The following is a 15121-nucleotide window of genomic DNA, read 5'->3' on the forward strand; positions in this document are numbered from 1 at the left end:
GGCGCGTCGGCCATGCGCCGAACCGGTGCGCGCGAGCTTGCCCGTGCCTGAGCGTACCGGCGACACTAGCGTCCAGGGCGTGGGGACGCCCGTTTACGCTCAGGGGACATCGAATGTTGAAGTGGATGCTGTTCGGCCTGTTGGCCGTATCGGCGGGCGCGCACGCCCAGGAAATGACGGAAGCCGAGCAGAAGCAAGCCGAACAGCGCGCTCAGCAGTTGGTTCAGTCGCTGCAGTACAGCGAGGGCAAGGTCGCGGTCGCCCAGGCCCAGGCCCATCTGAATCTGGGCAAAGAGTTCCGCTACCTGGGCGCGGCCGACGCGCGCAAGGTGCTGGAGCAGCTGTGGGGCAACCCGCCCGATGCCGACGTGCTGGGCATGGTGGTGCCGCGCGGCGGCGACCTGCTCGACGACAAGGGCTGGGCGGTGGTGGTGACCTACGCCGATGAAGGCTACGTGTCCGACGAGGACGCGGCCAAGATCGACTACAGCGAAATGCTGCAGGAGATGAAGGACAGCACCAAGGAGAGCAACGCCGAGCGCCGCGAAGCCGGTTACGGCGGCATCGACCTGATCGGCTGGGCGGAACCGCCGCGCTACGACGCCGCGGCCAAGAAGCTGTACTGGGCCAAGGAACTCGCGTTCGAAGGCAGCGAGAACCACACCCTCAACTACGACATCCGCGTGCTCGGCCGGCGCGGCTACCTCAGCCTCAACGCGGTGGCCGGCATGGGCGAGATCGGCCAGGTCCGCGCCGGCATGCAGCAACTGCTGCCCGCGGTCGAGTTCGACCAGGGCGCGCGTTACGCCGACTACGATTCCAGCTCCGACAAGACCGCGGCCTACGGCCTGGCGGCGTTGGTCGGCGGCGGCATCGCGGCCAAGGCCGGTCTGTTCGGCAAGATCGGCGTGCTGCTGCTGGGCCTGAAGAAGCTGCTGATCCCGCTGGTGCTGGTGATCGGCGCGTTCTTCGGCAAGGTCCTGAACTTCTTCCGCCGCGGCAAGAAGGACGGCGAGGGCGGCGGCACGGTCAGCTGAGGCATGCCCGGCTCGGCGGTGGCGCGCTCGGTTCGGCGCACGCCCCTGTGCAGTGGCCGCTGTCGCCGCGGCTGGCGCGAATCCCCCGGAAACGGGGGATTCTTTCGTTTGCATGGGATCGTTTCGCCCAGGACGGGCGGCACTGTGCCGGCACACGCTGCGAGCGCGTCGCTGCGGGCTCGCAGCGGCATGCGCGGCGCGATTCGGGGCGCCGCGAGCGCGCGCGGACACCGCTTCCTGAATGTATCCAGCGCCGCGGACGCCGGTGCTCGCGCCAAGCGGCGCTATAATTCGCGCCGGCACCCGGCCCTGCGAGCGATCGAGTAGCGATGGAACCTGCCCTGAAACAGCGACTGATCGGCGCGGCGGTACTGGTCGCGCTGGCGGTGATCTTCCTGCCCATGCTGATCAAGGGGCCGGCGCCGGAAAGTAGCGCCTCCGACGTCCCGCTCAATCTTCCCGAACAACCCGACGGCCAGTTCGAGACCCGCGAACTGCCCCTGGTGACCCCCGGCGACGCCCCCAGCGGCGGTGTGGTCGGCATGTCCCCGGGCGCCGCCGCGGCGCAGGGCGAGACCCTGCCGACGGTGGATACCGCCGCCGAAGCGGCCAAGACCGCCGCCACCGGCGCGATGCCCGCGACCGCCGCCGGCGGCGATTTCGCGGTGAGCTTCGGCAGCTACGCCAGCAGCGGCGACGCCGACCGGGTGGTCGCGGCGCTGCGCGGCGCGCAGCTGCCGGGCTACCAGGAAGCCGTGCCGGGCAACGGCCGCACTCTTTACCGTGTCCGCATCGGGCCCTACGGCTCGCGCGCGGACGCCGAAACCGCGCGTCTGGCCTCGGCCAAGGTGCGCAACGACACCAGCGCCAAAGTGGTGACCCTGGATGCCGACGCGGCGCCGCCGGCCGCCAGCGCTTCGGCCTCGCAGCCGGTCGCCGCCGCGACGCCGCCGGTATCGGCCGCGGTACCGCTGGCCGACAGCCGCCCGGCGACCAAGCCGGCCGCACTGCCGCCGGAACCGGCCAAGCCCGCGCCCAAGCCTGCTGCCGCGATGCCCAAGCCCGCCGCCGCGCCGGCCAAGCCGCCGGTCGCCGCCGCACCCAAGCCGGTCGAACCGGCCAAGCCTGCGGCCGCCGCGCCGGCGCCGACCAAACCGGCCGCCAGCGACACCGGTTTCGCGGTGCAGCTGGGTGCGTTCGGCAGCGCCGAGGAGGCCAACAAGCTGCGCGACCGCGCCCGCGCCGCCGGCTTCAGCGCGTTCGTCGAACAGGTCCGTACCGACAAGGGCACGCTCAGCCGCGTCCGCCTCGGTCCGGTCGCCAACCGTGCCGATGCCGACAAGCTGAAAAGTCAGGCGGCGGCCAAGATCGGCGTAGACGGCTTCGTCCGTCCGCATCCCTGAGCCGACCGCAATGGGCGCCGCCGACTTGATTCTGCTGGCGGTGGTCGCGATATCGGCGTTGCTCGGGCTGATGCGCGGCTTCGTCGGCGTGGTCGCCTCCCTGGCCGCCTGGATCCTGGCCGGCTGGGCCGCATTCGGTTTCGGCGGCACCACCGCGCTGATGCTGGCCGGCCGCGGTTCGCCCGGCCTGGGCGAAATGTTCGGCGGTTACGCGCTGTGCTTCCTGGGCGTGCTGATCACGGTCTGGATCGTCGGTTACGTGGTCAAGCGCATGATCCACGAGGCCGGCCTGTCCGGCGTCGACCGTTCGCTGGGGCTGGTGGTCGGTGTCGCCCGCGGCGCGCTGATCGCGAGCATGCTGGTGTTGCTGGTCGGTTTCACTCCGCTCGCGCATCGGCCGGAATGGCGCTCGGCGCAGCTGGTGCCGTTGTTCGTGCCCGGCGCGCGCATGGTGCGCAGCTGGATGCCCGACTGGGCCGGCCGGGCGATGGATTTCGGCAGCGGCGTGCCGGCCTGGATGCCGTCGCTGCCCAAGTTGGACTTGAACATGCAGGGCCTGCCGGGCCTGGGTGGTAGCGGCAACGGCAACGGCAACGGCCAGGCTTTCGGCCAGGACGTCCTGCCGATCCTCAACGAAGGCGTGCTGCCCATCCTCAAGGGCGCGGGTTTCAAGGGCGCGCCGGTGGATGGCATGCCTTCCCAGATCGGTTCGCCGCAGGGCGATCCGCTGCAAGTGTCGCCTCGCACGAAGCGCGACGAAGCCCTGCCGATGCCGGTCGAGCAGGACGAAGCGTTCGTGATGTAACCCCACGCAACAGACAGCAGGACTCGAAACTCATGTGCGGCATACTCGGCATCGTCGGCCATAACGACGTCGCGGCCCAGCTTTACGACGGCCTTACCGTGCTCCAGCATCGCGGCCAGGACGCAGCGGGCATCGCCACCGCCGACGGCTCCAAGCTGCGCGTGCATAAGGGCAACGGCCTGGTCAGCGACGTCTTCGACGAGAGCGCGATGCGTTTGCTCGACGGCCGCGTCGGTATCGGCCATTGCCGCTACCCGACCGCCGGCAGCGAGGGCTCCGACGAGGCCCAGCCGTTCTACGTCAACTCGCCCTTCGGCATCGCCCTGGCCCACAACGGCAACCTGATCAACACCGACGCGCTGCGCCGCGAGGTGTTCGAGCAGGACCGCCGCAACGTCAACACCGAATCCGATTCCGAAGTCCTGCTCAACGTGTTCGCGCACGAGCTGGACATGCAGCGCGCGCTGACCCCGGAGGCCGCGTTCAAGGCCATCGAAGGCGTGCACCGGCGCTGCGTCGGCGGCTACGCCGTGGTCGCCACCGTGCTCGGCCTGGGCCTGGTCGCGTTCCGCGACCCCAACGGCATCCGTCCGCTGGTGCTGGGCAAGCGCCACAGCGGCGGCCAGGACGAATACGCGATCGCGTCCGAATCCGTGGCCCTGGACCTGCTCGGTTTCGAGCGTGTGCGCGACGTGCGCCCGGGCGAGGGCATCGTGGTGACCCCGCGCGGCGAGCTGCACACCCAGATGTGCGCCGAACCGCGCCAGCACGCGCCGTGCATCTTCGAATTCGTCTACTTCGCCCGTCCCGATTCGATGATGGACGACGTTTCGGTGCACAAGGCGCGCATGCGCATGGGCCAGACCCTGGCCGAGAAGATCCTGCGCCTGCGTCCGGACCACGACATCGACGTGGTGATCCCGATTCCCGACACCTCGCGCGACGCCGCCTTGGAAATCTCCAACGCGCTGGGCGTGAAGTACCGCGAAGGCTTCATCAAGAACCGCTACGTCGGCCGCACCTTCATCATGCCGGGGCAGGGCGAACGGGCGAAGTCGGTGCGCCGCAAGCTCAATCCGATCCCGCTGGAGTTCCGCAACCGCGTGGTCCTGCTGGTCGACGATTCGATCGTGCGCGGCACCACCTCCAAGCAGATCGTGCAGATGGCGCGCGACGCCGGCGCGCGCAAGGTCTACCTGGCCTCGGCCGCGCCCGCGGTGCGCTATCCGAACATCTACGGCATCGACATGCCCTCGGCCGAGGAATTGGTCGCGCACGGCCGCAGCGACGACGAAGTGCAGACCCTGCTCGGCTGCGACTGGCTGATCTATCAGGACCTGGACGCGCTGGAGACGGCGGTGTCGGGCCCGAAGCACCGCATCGATCATTTCGATTCGTCCTGCTTCAACGGCGAGTACGTGACCGGAATCGAGCCGGGCTATTTCGAGCGCCTGCAGCAGCTGCGTTCGGACGACGCCAAGAAGACCCGCCGGGTGTCGTGAGCCCGCAGCGCTCCGCCTCCGCCTTTCCCCCTGCGCAAAATGGGGGCAGGGCGGATTCGGCGCCCAGCCCCATGCCCAGCCTGTTCGACGCCGCGCGTGCCTGCCTGGACGCCGCCGCTCCCGAGGACAAGGTCGCCGCGACGTTCGCCGCCGCGAGCGCCTACGCGCGCGGCGAATTGGCGACGCCGGACGACGCGCCGGCGCCGCAGCCGATCCGCATGCCCGGCCGTCCCGAGCGTCCGCTGCTGGTGCATCCACGCGACCTGCCCAAGCGCGGTTTCGGCACCGAAGAGGGTCGCGCCGCATTCGTGCACGCCATCGCCCACATCGAGTTCAACGCCATCGACCTGGCCTGGGATGCGGTGTACCGCTTCCGCGGTCTGCCGGCGCAGTTCTATGCCGACTGGGTGAGCGTGGCTGCCGACGAGGCGCGCCACTTCGACCTGCTGCGCGCCCGGCTGCACGAACTGGGCTACGACTACGGCGATTTCGACGCCCACAACGGTTTGTGGGAAATGGCCGAGAAGACCGCTCACGACGGTCTGGCGCGGATGGCCCTGGTGCCGCGCGTGCTCGAAGCGCGCGGCCTGGACGTGACCCCGGGCATGATCGTCAAGCTGCGCTCGCTCGGCGACAGCGCCACGGTCGCGATCCTGGAAACCATCCTGCGCGAGGAGGTCGCGCACGTCGCCGCCGGCTCGCACTGGTACCGCTGGTACTGCGAGCGCGCCGGCATCGATCCCGGCCCGCGCTTCCGCGAACTGCTGGCGCAATACGCGCGCGCCGTGCTCTACGGCCCCTTCAACTTCGAAGCGCGCAGCGCGGCCGGCTTCGACGACGAAGAGCTGCGCATGCTGGAAACCTTCGTCGAACGCTGAGCGCGGCGCCCGTTAGGCCACCCGCACCAGCGCCCAGCGCTGCGCGTAGCCGCTGTCATTCGGCCGGGTCGAGCCGCGAAGCGTGCGCGGCGCAGCGTTCTCGGACGAACTGCCTTCTGACTGCAATCTCGCGTACACACGATATCGACAGACTTCCGCGGCTTCGCTCTGCATGCCGCCCGGAGTGATACGCGCCAACGCGCGGCGGCACTCTCTCTCACTGGAAGTCCCTCATGACGACGAAGACGACGATCCTCGCCGCCTCGATCCTGCTGTGTCTGTACGCCGCCACCGCACATGCCGAAGCCGATGCCTCCCAACCCGCCGCCGTCGCCGCGTCCGCCGCGGCCATGGACGACGCCACCACGCTCGATGCGGTTTCGGTGGTCGGCACCGGCCAGACCCGCCAGGTGCAGGCACTGGGCAAGGCCGATCTGCAGCGCGAAGCCGCCGGCACCAGCCCGCTCAAGGTCATGGCCAAGCTGCCGGGCGTGCATTTCCAGAGCTCCGATCCCTGGGGCAACTACGAATGGTCGAGCAAGCTGAGCATCCGCGGCTTCTCGCAGCAGCAGCTGGGCTTCACCCTCGACGGCGTGCCGCTGGGCGACATGAGCTACGGCAATCACAACGGCCTGCACATCAGCCGCGCGATCATCAGCGAGAACCTGTCCGGCGCCGAGTTGTCGCAGGGCAGCGGCGCGATCGACACAGCCTCCAGCGGCAACCTCGGCGGTACCCTGCGCTTCTTCAGCAGCGACCCCTCGGCCGACTACGGCGTGCGCCTGGCCCAGACCTTCGGCAGCGACGCCACCCGCCGCAGCTACGCGCGCGTCGACACCGGCGACCACAACGGCTTCAGCGCCTACCTCAGCGGCGCCTTCCACACCACCGACAAGTGGAAGGGCGAGGGCCCGCAGCGCAACGCCCAGTTCAACGCCAAGCTGGTCTACGCCACCGAAGACCTCAAGCTGACCGGTTACGCCGCGACCTCGCGCCGGCGCGAGACCGACTACGCCGACCTGTCGCTGGATTCGGCGCGTCGCCTGGGCATGGATTGGGACAACTACGCCGGCGACTGGCAGCGCGCGATCGACGCCGCCGGCGGCGTGTTCCGCGGTGGCGTCAACAGCCTCGACGACGCGTATTACATCGCCCGCGGCCTGCGCGACGACGACCTGCTGTACGTCTCCGCCGACTGGTCGGCGACGCCGGACCTGAGCTTCGCCGCCACCGTCTACTACCACCGCAACGAAGGCCAGGGCCATTGGGCGACGCCGTACGCGTCCTCGCCGGACGTGCCGATCGCGATGCGCACCACCGAGTACGACATCGAGCGCACCGGCATCACTCCCAGCCTGACCTGGCAGATCGGCAACCACCGCCTGCAGGCCGGCCTGTGGCTGGAGCAGAACGCCCATGGCGTGCAGCGCAACTTCTACAACCTGCGCCGCGACACGCCGCCGAACGGCATCTACTTCCTGCGCGACCCCGACGCGCGCGTGTTCCGCCAGCGTTTCGACACCGACACCCGCCAGTACTACATCACCGACCACATGGAGTTCGCCGACGGTCGGGTCGCGGTCGATGCCGGCTTCAAGGGCACGCGCGTGGAAACCGACGGCAAACGCCTGATCGGCAGCCGCGCCGGCGGCAAGCTGGAAGCGGAAGACAATTTCCTGCCGCAGGTCGGCGCGCGCTGGCAGTTCAGCGAGCACGAGGAAATCTTCGGCTCCTACAGCGAGAACATGGCCGCGTTCCGCACCGGCGTGAACGGTCCGCATTCGACCTCGCAGTTGGCGTTCGATGCCGCGGTGGCGACCTTGGAGCCGGAAACCTCGCGCACCATCGAAGCCGGTCTGCGCACCAGCCGCGACGGCCTGGAGGCCTCGCTGGCGCTGTACCGCGTCGATTTCGAAAACCGCCTGCTGGCGATCGCGCGTTGCGCCGGCATCGTCGGTTGCGCGTCCAGCTTCGCCAACGTCGGCGACGTCGAGACCCGCGGTGCCGAACTGACGGTGCTGTGGACGCCGATCGAAGGTTTGAGCTGGTACAACTCGCTGGCCTGGAACAAGTCCGAGTACGCTTCGGATTACCTTGACGGCACCACCCTGATCCCGGCCAAGGGCAAGGACGTGGTCGACGCGCCCAAGCGCCTGTACGCGACCGAGCTGCGCTGGAGCCGCGACGGCTTCTCGGCCCAGATCGGCGCCAAGTACACCGACAAGCGCTATCTGACCTATCTCAACGATTCCAAGGTCGGATCGTTCTGGGTCGCCGACGCCGCCGTGTCCTACGAATGGACCGAACTGAGCTGGGCGGACGCGTTCAAGCTGCAGTTCAACGTCACCAATCTGTTCGACGAAGACTACTTCGGCAGCATCGGCACCAACGGCTTCGTGACCTCGGACCCGAACGGTCTGAACTACACCCTGCAGTCGGGCGCGCCGCGGCAGATGTTCCTGACCGCGGAAGTGAAGTTCTAAGTCTGGAAGGGCGGGCGCCGGCCTTGCCGGCGTCCGCGCTCAGACCCGCCGTGCGCGCGGCGGGTTCGAGCGAAAACGAAGATCAGCTCAAGGCCTGCAGCTGCAGGCCGTCGCGGTTCACCCGCAGCACCGAGCCTTGGTCGTACCAGTCGCCCAGCACCACGCGCTGACGCGCGATGCCGGCGACTTCGAGTTCGTGCACCGCCGGGCGGTGGGTGTGGCCGTGGATCATGCGGTCCAGGCCGTAGCGTGCGTACACGCTGTCGACGGCGGCCGGCGACACGTCGGTGATGGTTTCCATGGTGCCGGCGTCGCGCAGGCCCGATTGATGGGCCTTGCTCGCCGCGCGCGCCTGCTGGGCGAAGGCCAGGCGCGCGGCCAGCGGCTGCGCCAGGAACTGTGCCTGCCAGGCCGGGTCGCGGGTCTGGGCGCGGAACTGCTGATAGGCGACGTCGTCGGTGCACAGCAGGTCGCCGTGCTGGATCAGGGTCGGCTGGCCGTACAGGATCACCACGGCGGGGTCGGGCAGGATGCGCATGCCGGCGCGGCGCGCGTAGTCGTCGCCGAGCAGGAAATCGCGGTTGCCGCGGATGAACGACACCGGCACGCCGCTGTCGGCCAGCGCGCGCAGTTCGGCGGCGACATAGGCGCCGGTCTCGGACGGGTCGTCGTCGCCGACCCAGGCTTCGAACAGGTCGCCGAGGATGTACAGCGCGTCGGCGCCGCGGGCCTCGGAGCGCAGGAACTGGCCGAACAGGGCGGTGGTCTGCGGGCGTTCGGCGTCCAGGTGCAGATCGGAAATGAAAAGGGTCGTCATCGGGGTAGTTTAGGGCACCGACACTGAGCGGCAGGCCGAATGCGGCGCGTGAAGGTCGGCAAGCGGCGGATTTGCGTTGGTCGGTGCGGTTCTGCGTCCGCGGCGATGCCATCGGACCGGCTGTTGCGGGCGTATCCGGCAGCGCCACGGCCACTCCGTTAAAATGCCCGATTCCCCGGTCCATCCCGAGTCCCGCATGACCTGCCGCACCCGCTTCGCTCCCAGTCCCACCGGCTACCTGCACATCGGCGGCGCACGCACCGCGCTGTACTGCTGGCTGGAAGCGCGCCGCGCGGGCGGTCAGTTCATCCTGCGCATCGAGGACACCGACCAGGAGCGCAGCACCCAGGCCGCGATCGACGCGATCCTGGAGGCGATGGACTGGCTGGGCCTGGGCTACGACGAAGGCCCGATCTACCAGACCCAGCGCCTGGCGCGTTACCGCGAGGTCGCCGAGCAGATGGTTGCCGCCGGCACCGCTTACTACGCCTACGAAACCAAGGAAGAGCTCGCCGCCGCGCGCGACGCGGCGATGGCGGCCAAGGAGAAGCCGCGTTACAACGGCGCCTACCGCGACCGCAACGAACCCTACCGCGACGATCCGAACCGGGTGATCCGCTTCAAGAATCCGCTCGAGGGCACGGTCGCGTTCGACGACAAGGTCAAGGGCACCATCGAGATCGCCAACAGCGAGCTCGACGATCTGGTGATCTTCCGCGCCGACGGCTACCCGACCTACAACTTCGCGGTCGTGGTCGACGACCTGGACATGGGCATCACCGACGTCGTGCGCGGCGACGACCACGTCAACAACACGCCGCGCCAGATCAACATCTACCGCGCGCTCGGCGCCCCCGTGCCGCATTTCTCGCACCTGCCGATGATCCTGGACGAGGACGGCAACAAGCTGTCCAAGCGCACCGGCGCGGCCGACGTGATGCAGTACCGCGACGACGGTTACCTGCCGCATGCGCTGCTGAACTATCTGGTGCGTCTGGGCTGGTCGCACGGCGATCAGGAAATCTTCTCGATCGAGGAGATGACGCGGCTGTTCAAGCTCGAGGACGTGAACTCCAAGGCTTCGCGCCTGGACGCGGCCAAGCTGGGCTGGCTCAACCAGCAGTACCTCAAGAGCGACGATCCGGTCGAAGTCGGCAAGCACCTGGAGTGGCACCTGCGCCAGCAGGGTTACGACCTCGCCGCCGGGCCGGCACCGGCCGACGTGGTGGTCGCCTTGCGCGACCGCGTGCAGACCCTGAAGGACATGGCCGAGCGCGCCGCGGTCTGGTACCGCCCGCTGCAGGAGTACGACGAGGCCGCGGTCGCCAAGCACCTGAACGCCGCAGCGCAAGCGCCGCTGGCCGAGGCACGCACGCGCCTGGCCGCGCTTGAGGCCTGGACCGCCGAGGCCGTCGCCGTGGCCCTGCACGCCAGCGCCGAGGCCCTGGGCATCGGCATGGGCAAGGTCGCCCAGCCGCTGCGCGTGGCCATCACCGGCACCCAGGTCAGCCCGGACATCTCGCATACGGTCTATCTGGCCGGCCAGGCCCAGGCCTTGCAGCGCATCGACGCTGCCCTCATTAAGATCCCTGCGTAGGACCCGTCCGCGCCTGGAGCCCGCCATGAGCAGCCACACCGCCGCCTGCACCGACCCCAAGCACCACGTCCACGACGGCGACGCCTTCGTGCACGAGGTCGAGCGGGCCTGCGAGCAGCGCGGCCTGCGCCTGACGCCGATCCGCGCCCACGCCCTGCGCCTGATCGCCGATGCCGGCCGGCCGATGAAGGCCTACGACCTGCTCGACCGGATGAAGGCGACCCACGACGCGGCGGCGCCGCCGACGATCTACCGCGCCCTGGATTTCCTGCTCGAACACGGCTTCATCCATAAGCTGGCGTCGATCAATGCCTACGTCGGCTGCCACCATCCGGGCGGCGCCCAGCACGCGGTGCCGTTCTTGATCTGCGACAGCTGCCAGTCGGCGACCGAACTGGAAGACGAGCGCATCGTCGACCTGCTCGAATCGCGCGCGCGCGCGCTGGGCTTCGCACCGCAGGCGCAGACCTTGGAAGTGCACGGCATGTGCGCGGACTGCGTGGCCAAGAACGCGGCCTGATCGCGGCGAGCCCGCCTTCTGTGGGAGCGTCGTACTGTGGGAGCGGCGTAAGCCGCGATCGCCTTACCCGTACCGTGCCATCCATCGCGGCTTACGCCGCTCCCACAGCAAGCGCGCTTCCACTCGGAAGCATGTAGAGAAAGCGAAGGCTTACGCTGCCGCCAGCGCCCGCTGCACGCGTGCTTCACGGATCGGCAGGTTCGCCGCCGCGGCCAGCAGCGCCAGCACGATGTCGGCGTACCACATCCAGGTGTAGTCGCCGAACTTCGCCATCGCCAGGCCGCCGAACCAGGCGCCGAAGAAGCCGCCGATCTGGTGCGAGAGCAGGGTCAGGCCGAACAGCGTGCCCAGGTAGCGCGGGCCGAACAGCTTGCCGACCAGGCCCGCGGTCGGCGGCACCGTCGCCAGCCAGGTCAGGCCCAGGCCGGCGGCGAAGATGAAGAAAGTGGCCGGCGTCGGCGGCGACACCAGGTAGATCGCGACCATCGCCGCGCGGCTGGCATACATCGCCGCCAACAGGTACTTCATGCGATAGCGCTGCCCCAGCGCGCCCGCGGCCAGGCTGCCGGCGACGTTGAACAGGCCGATCACCGCCAGCGATATCGCCGACACGCTGTCGGGCAGGCCGCACAGCGCGATCTCGCCGGGCAGGTGGGTGACCAGGAAGGCGATGTGGAAGCCGCAGGTGAAGAAGCCGATATGCAGGCACCAATAGCTGCGATCGCGCAGGGCGATGCGCACTTGCTCGCGCAGACCGATGCCCGGCGCCGCCACGGTGCTGGCAGCGGTCGCGGCTGGCGCCTGGCGCCGGCGCAGCGGCCAGGCCAATGGCAGCGTCGCCAGCGCGGCGACCGCCAAGGCCCACATGCCCGCGGCCCAGCCCGCGGCACTGATCACCGCCTGTGCGAACGGCGCGAACAGGAACTGCCCGAACGAACCGCCGGCGTTGATCACGCCCGCGGCCATCGAACGGTTCTGCGCCGGCATCCGCGCCGCGGTCGCGCCGATCAGGATCGAGAAGCTGCCGGCGCCGGCGCCGGCCGCGGCCAGCACGCCCAGGGTCAGCAGCAGGCCCCATTCGGAAGCGAACATCGGCGTCATCGCCATGCCCGCGACCAGCAGCACGCTGCCGAACACCAGCACCCGGCCGGGTCCGCGTTGATCGGCGATCGCGCCGAATACCGGCTGCACCGCGCCCCAGACGAATTGGCCGATCGCCAGCGCGAAACTGATCTGGGCGATGCCCAGCCCGGTGCTGGCGCCGATCGGCTTCACGAACAGGCCCAGCGACTGGCGCACGCCCATCGTGATCATCAGCATCAACGTCGCTGCGATCACCAACGGCCAATAGCGCACGGCAGAGGCGGCGGGTGCGGCGAGGGAAGGGGTTACGGCGGTGGCGTCGGCGCTCATGCGGAGGGATTCCCTTGCAGTTGCCCGATCGCCAGATCGAGCTGTTCGTGCAGTGCGAGCAGGCCGGCCCGGCCCAGTCCGCGTTCGATGTCGTCCTGCGCCGCCTGCCACAGCGGCATCGCGCGCGCGACCGTGCGCCGGCCGGCGGCGGTCACTCGGATTCGGCGCTGGCGCGCGTCGTCGCCGGGCGCGGTCTCGACCCAGCCGGCGGCGAGCAAAGGCTTGAGGTCGCGGGTGAGGGTGGTGCGGTCCATGCCGAGCTCGTGTGCGAGCTCGCCGATGCTGCGCGGCGTGCCGCCGGCGCGGCGCAGGATCGAATACTGGTTGAGATTGAGCCCGGCCGGCGCCAGCGCCTGGTCGTAGCGCTGGCTCATCAGCCGGGTCAGCTTGCGCACCCGGAAGCAGGTGCAGGCGCTGCGCGCCGGGGCGTCGGCAATAGGCTTGGCGGGGCTCATTAGGTGTATATGCACATATTCCGGCCGCAACCGCAAGCGCCGGCACGAAGGCCGGCGCTCGGGTCTGACGGGGAGAGGGGACGTCAGAAGAACATGCGCACGCCGAAGGCCACGCCGCGGCCCGGCAGCACCACCGTGTCCTTGAGGAAGGACGTGTGCACGTGCGCTTCCTGGTCGGTGAGGTTGGTGCCGTCCAGGAACAGCTCCCAACCCAGTTGATCGGTGTCCCAGTGGTAGGCGAGGTGGGCGTCGACCAGGGTGTAGCCGTCGGTCGGGGTTTCACCGACGGCGACGTCGTCCTGCTTCATGTAGCGGGTCGCGCCCAGCGAAGCGCGCCACGAGGATGCGTTCCAGCGCAGCTCGCCGCCGACGCGGCCCGGCGCGATTCGCGGCAGGTTGCCGCCCTGGTCGAGGGTGGCGCGGACGCGGTCGCCGAACACGCGCACGTCGAACTTGCCGGCGTCGCCGTCGAACACATGCGCGATGGCTTCGGCTTCGAAGCCGCGGAAGCGCGCGTCGGCCTGGCTCCACTGCCGCACCGGCAGGTCGTCCTCGATCAGGCCGGTGTCGGTGAGGTAGATGAAGCCGTCGAAGTTGGTCTGGTAGGCCGAGACTTTGGCCTCGAAGCGCGAGCCGTGGTAATGCAGGCCGAGCTCGGCCTGGTTCGCGCGCTCCTTGCCCAGGTTCATGTCGCCGATCTCGAACGAAGCCGTGGCCACGTGCGGGCCGTCGGCGAACAGTTCTTCCTCGGCCGGTGCGCGTTCGGCGCGGTCGAGGTTCAGGCTCAGGCGCCAAGCCTCGTTGAACTTCCAGATCGCGCCGGCGGACAGGCTGACCGGGGTGAAGGAACGGTTGAAGCCGGTGGCGGGATCGCTCTCGATGCGGTCGACGCGCGCGCCCAGTTCGACCTGCAGCGCATCCCACTGGTTCTGCTCGGTCAGGAACGCGCCGTAGGCCTTGGTGTGGGTACGCGGCACGAAGGCTTCTTCGCCGATCGCTTCGAACTTGCGGTCGTAGCCCTGCAGGCCGAACGCGCCGATCCAGCCGCCGAAGGGCTTATGGGTCAGTTCCAGGCGGCCTTCGGTGGCTTCGTTGATGAAGCGGGTGCCGACTTCCTCGCCTTCGAATTCGATGTGCTCGTAATCGGTGTGGGCGACGCTGGCGCGCAGGCTGCTGAAGATGCCGAAATCCTGGTTGATGCCGGCCTTGCTCTCCAGGCGGCTCTGCTTCATTTCCAGATGCACGCCCGCCTCGCCGGCGGCGATGTCGCCGGGCTCGCCCGGATTGCCGTAGCTGTCTTCGTAACGCGAAGCCGAGAAGCCGAGGAAGCCCAGATCGCCGACCAGCGAGGCGCCCAGGGCGCCGGTCTTGGTGTCCACGAAGCTGTTGCGCTGCCGGCCCAGCGGAGTCTGGTAGTCCTTGTTGTTGCGGTAGACGCCGTCGGCGTGCAGCACCACGGCGCCGTCGGCGCCCATGGCATCGACGCGGGCCATACCGGTGAAGCCGTCGTTGACCGTATCGTGGCGTACCTCGGCGCGGCCGGACACGGTTTCGTCCAGCGGCTTCTCGGCGATGCGGCCATCGACCACGTTGACCACGCCGCCGATCGCGCCGCTGCCGTAGAGCAGGGTGGCCGGGCCCTTCAGCACTTCGATCTGGTCGGCCAGGAACGGTTCGACGGAGACGTTATGGTCCTGGCTGACCGTGGACACGTCCTGGGTCGCCATGCCGCCGCTCAGCACGCCCACGCGCGGGCCTTCGAGGCCGCGGATGATCGGCCTGCCGACGCCGGCGCCGAAGTTGGAGCTCTGCACGCCGGGCAGTTTGCCGATGGTCTCGCCCAGGGTCGCGCCGCGAGCTTCGTCGAGCTTCTCGCCGGACAGCACTTCGACCGGCTGGGCCAGGTCTTCGGCGCTGGCGCGCAGCGGCGAGGCGGTGACCACGACCGAATCCAGGTCGGTGGGCTGGTCGTGGCGCTTGTCGCTGGCGGTGTCGCTGCCGGCGGCGGAGTCGGGCGCTTGCTGGGCGAAGGCGGGGCCGGCCAGGGGCAGGGAGAGGGTCAGGGCGATCGCGAGCAGGCTGCGACGCGGGCGACGGGCTAGCATGGAGGGCATGGAGTGGGGGCTGGTGACGGGAGGATGTGGAATGTTATATAGTAACGAAATGAGATTTGCACCCTCCCAGAAGTCATCCTTCCTTTGTCCGCATTGC

Annotated in this window: 12 protein-coding genes; 8 read left to right on the plus strand and 4 right to left on the minus strand. The window is 69.2% G+C overall.

Annotated elements, in window-relative coordinates:
• Positions 1-173 precede the first annotated feature (173 nt).
• The 6 genes from ASD78_RS15430 to ASD78_RS15455 all read left to right on the plus strand — a co-directional run bounded on the left by ASD78_RS15430 (position 174) and on the right by ASD78_RS15455 (position 8108).
• Complete coding sequence (locus tag ASD78_RS15430) at positions 174-1037, plus strand: DUF2167 domain-containing protein (protein WP_235566531.1); 864 nt, start codon at positions 174-176, stop codon at positions 1035-1037.
• 329 nt (positions 1038-1366) lie between these two features.
• A complete protein-coding gene (locus tag ASD78_RS15435; RefSeq protein WP_056103021.1) occupies positions 1367-2440 on the plus strand; it encodes an SPOR domain-containing protein in 1074 nt (357 codons plus the stop codon).
• Positions 2441-2450: 10 nt separating this feature from the next.
• A complete protein-coding gene (locus ASD78_RS15440; protein ID WP_056103024.1) occupies positions 2451-3245 on the plus strand; it encodes a CvpA family protein in 795 nt (264 codons plus the stop codon).
• 32 nt (positions 3246-3277) lie between these two features.
• Positions 3278-4747 carry an amidophosphoribosyltransferase gene (purF, locus tag ASD78_RS15445; protein WP_055901476.1) on the plus strand — a complete coding sequence of 490 codons (1470 nt, stop codon included), beginning with the start codon at positions 3278-3280 and terminating at the stop codon, positions 4745-4747.
• 71 nt (positions 4748-4818) lie between these two features.
• Positions 4819-5625 (plus strand): ferritin-like domain-containing protein, encoded by an 807-nt coding sequence (locus tag ASD78_RS15450; RefSeq protein ID WP_055901473.1) that lies wholly within the window; start codon positions 4819-4821, stop codon positions 5623-5625.
• Between the two features lie 233 nt (positions 5626-5858).
• Positions 5859-8108 carry a TonB-dependent receptor gene (locus ASD78_RS15455; protein ID WP_055901470.1) on the plus strand — a complete coding sequence of 750 codons (2250 nt, stop codon included), beginning with the start codon at positions 5859-5861 and terminating at the stop codon, positions 8106-8108.
• 82 nt (positions 8109-8190) lie between these two features.
• Here the strand turns inward: ASD78_RS15455 and lpxH are convergent, their stop codons facing one another.
• Positions 8191-8925 carry a UDP-2,3-diacylglucosamine diphosphatase gene (lpxH, locus tag ASD78_RS15460; RefSeq protein ID WP_055901467.1) on the minus strand — a complete coding sequence of 245 codons (735 nt, stop codon included), beginning with the start codon at positions 8923-8925 and terminating at the stop codon, positions 8191-8193.
• Positions 8926-9121: 196 nt separating this feature from the next.
• Between lpxH and gltX the strand changes: the two genes are divergently transcribed.
• Together gltX and ASD78_RS15470 are read left to right on the plus strand one after the other, a co-directional pair.
• Positions 9122-10522 (plus strand): glutamate--tRNA ligase, encoded by a 1401-nt coding sequence (gene gltX, locus ASD78_RS15465; RefSeq protein WP_055901464.1) that lies wholly within the window; start codon positions 9122-9124, stop codon positions 10520-10522.
• 25 nt (positions 10523-10547) lie between these two features.
• Positions 10548-11042 carry a transcriptional repressor gene (locus ASD78_RS15470; protein WP_055901461.1) on the plus strand — a complete coding sequence of 165 codons (495 nt, stop codon included), beginning with the start codon at positions 10548-10550 and terminating at the stop codon, positions 11040-11042.
• A 150-nt stretch (positions 11043-11192) separates the two neighbouring features.
• Here the strand turns inward: ASD78_RS15470 and ASD78_RS15475 are convergent, their stop codons facing one another.
• From ASD78_RS15475 to ASD78_RS15485, 3 genes are all read right to left on the minus strand, one after another.
• Positions 11193-12455, minus strand: a complete 1263-nt coding sequence (locus tag ASD78_RS15475) for an MFS transporter (protein ID WP_056103027.1) — start codon at positions 12453-12455, stop codon at positions 11193-11195.
• Complete coding sequence (locus ASD78_RS15480) at positions 12452-12910, minus strand: MarR family winged helix-turn-helix transcriptional regulator (protein WP_056103030.1); 459 nt, start codon at positions 12908-12910, stop codon at positions 12452-12454. Before ASD78_RS15480 ends, ASD78_RS15475 begins: the two co-directional genes overlap by 4 nt.
• An 83-nt stretch (positions 12911-12993) precedes the next feature.
• Positions 12994-15024, minus strand: a complete 2031-nt coding sequence (locus ASD78_RS15485) for a TonB-dependent receptor (protein ID WP_055901450.1) — start codon at positions 15022-15024, stop codon at positions 12994-12996.
• Positions 15025-15121 lie beyond the last annotated feature (97 nt).

It is taken from the genome of Lysobacter sp. Root667 (assembly GCF_001427715.1).
Lineage (GTDB): Bacteria > Pseudomonadota > Gammaproteobacteria > Xanthomonadales > Xanthomonadaceae > Lysobacter.

Excerpts from the sequence above, each read along its gene's own strand:
- gltX (WP_055901464.1), top strand. The coding sequence starts at position 9,122 with ATGACCTGCCGCACCCGCTTCGCTCCCAGTCCCACCGGCTACCTGCAC.
- ASD78_RS15450 (WP_055901473.1), top strand. The coding sequence starts at position 4,819 with ATGCCCAGCCTGTTCGACGCCGCGCGTGCCTGCCTGGACGCCGCCGCT.
- ASD78_RS15485 (WP_055901450.1), bottom strand. The coding sequence starts at position 15,024 with ATGCCCTCCATGCTAGCCCGTCGCCCGCGTCGCAGCCTGCTCGCGATC.
- ASD78_RS15435 (WP_056103021.1), top strand. The coding sequence starts at position 1,367 with ATGGAACCTGCCCTGAAACAGCGACTGATCGGCGCGGCGGTACTGGTC.
- ASD78_RS15440 (WP_056103024.1), top strand. The coding sequence starts at position 2,451 with ATGGGCGCCGCCGACTTGATTCTGCTGGCGGTGGTCGCGATATCGGCG.
- lpxH (WP_055901467.1), bottom strand. The coding sequence starts at position 8,925 with ATGACGACCCTTTTCATTTCCGATCTGCACCTGGACGCCGAACGCCCG.
- ASD78_RS15455 (WP_055901470.1), top strand. The coding sequence starts at position 5,859 with ATGACGACGAAGACGACGATCCTCGCCGCCTCGATCCTGCTGTGTCTG.
- purF (WP_055901476.1), top strand. The coding sequence starts at position 3,278 with ATGTGCGGCATACTCGGCATCGTCGGCCATAACGACGTCGCGGCCCAG.
- ASD78_RS15480 (WP_056103030.1), bottom strand. The coding sequence starts at position 12,910 with ATGAGCCCCGCCAAGCCTATTGCCGACGCCCCGGCGCGCAGCGCCTGC.
- ASD78_RS15430 (WP_235566531.1), top strand. The coding sequence starts at position 174 with ATGACGGAAGCCGAGCAGAAGCAAGCCGAACAGCGCGCTCAGCAGTTG.
- ASD78_RS15470 (WP_055901461.1), top strand. The coding sequence starts at position 10,548 with ATGAGCAGCCACACCGCCGCCTGCACCGACCCCAAGCACCACGTCCAC.
- ASD78_RS15475 (WP_056103027.1), bottom strand. The coding sequence starts at position 12,455 with ATGAGCGCCGACGCCACCGCCGTAACCCCTTCCCTCGCCGCACCCGCC.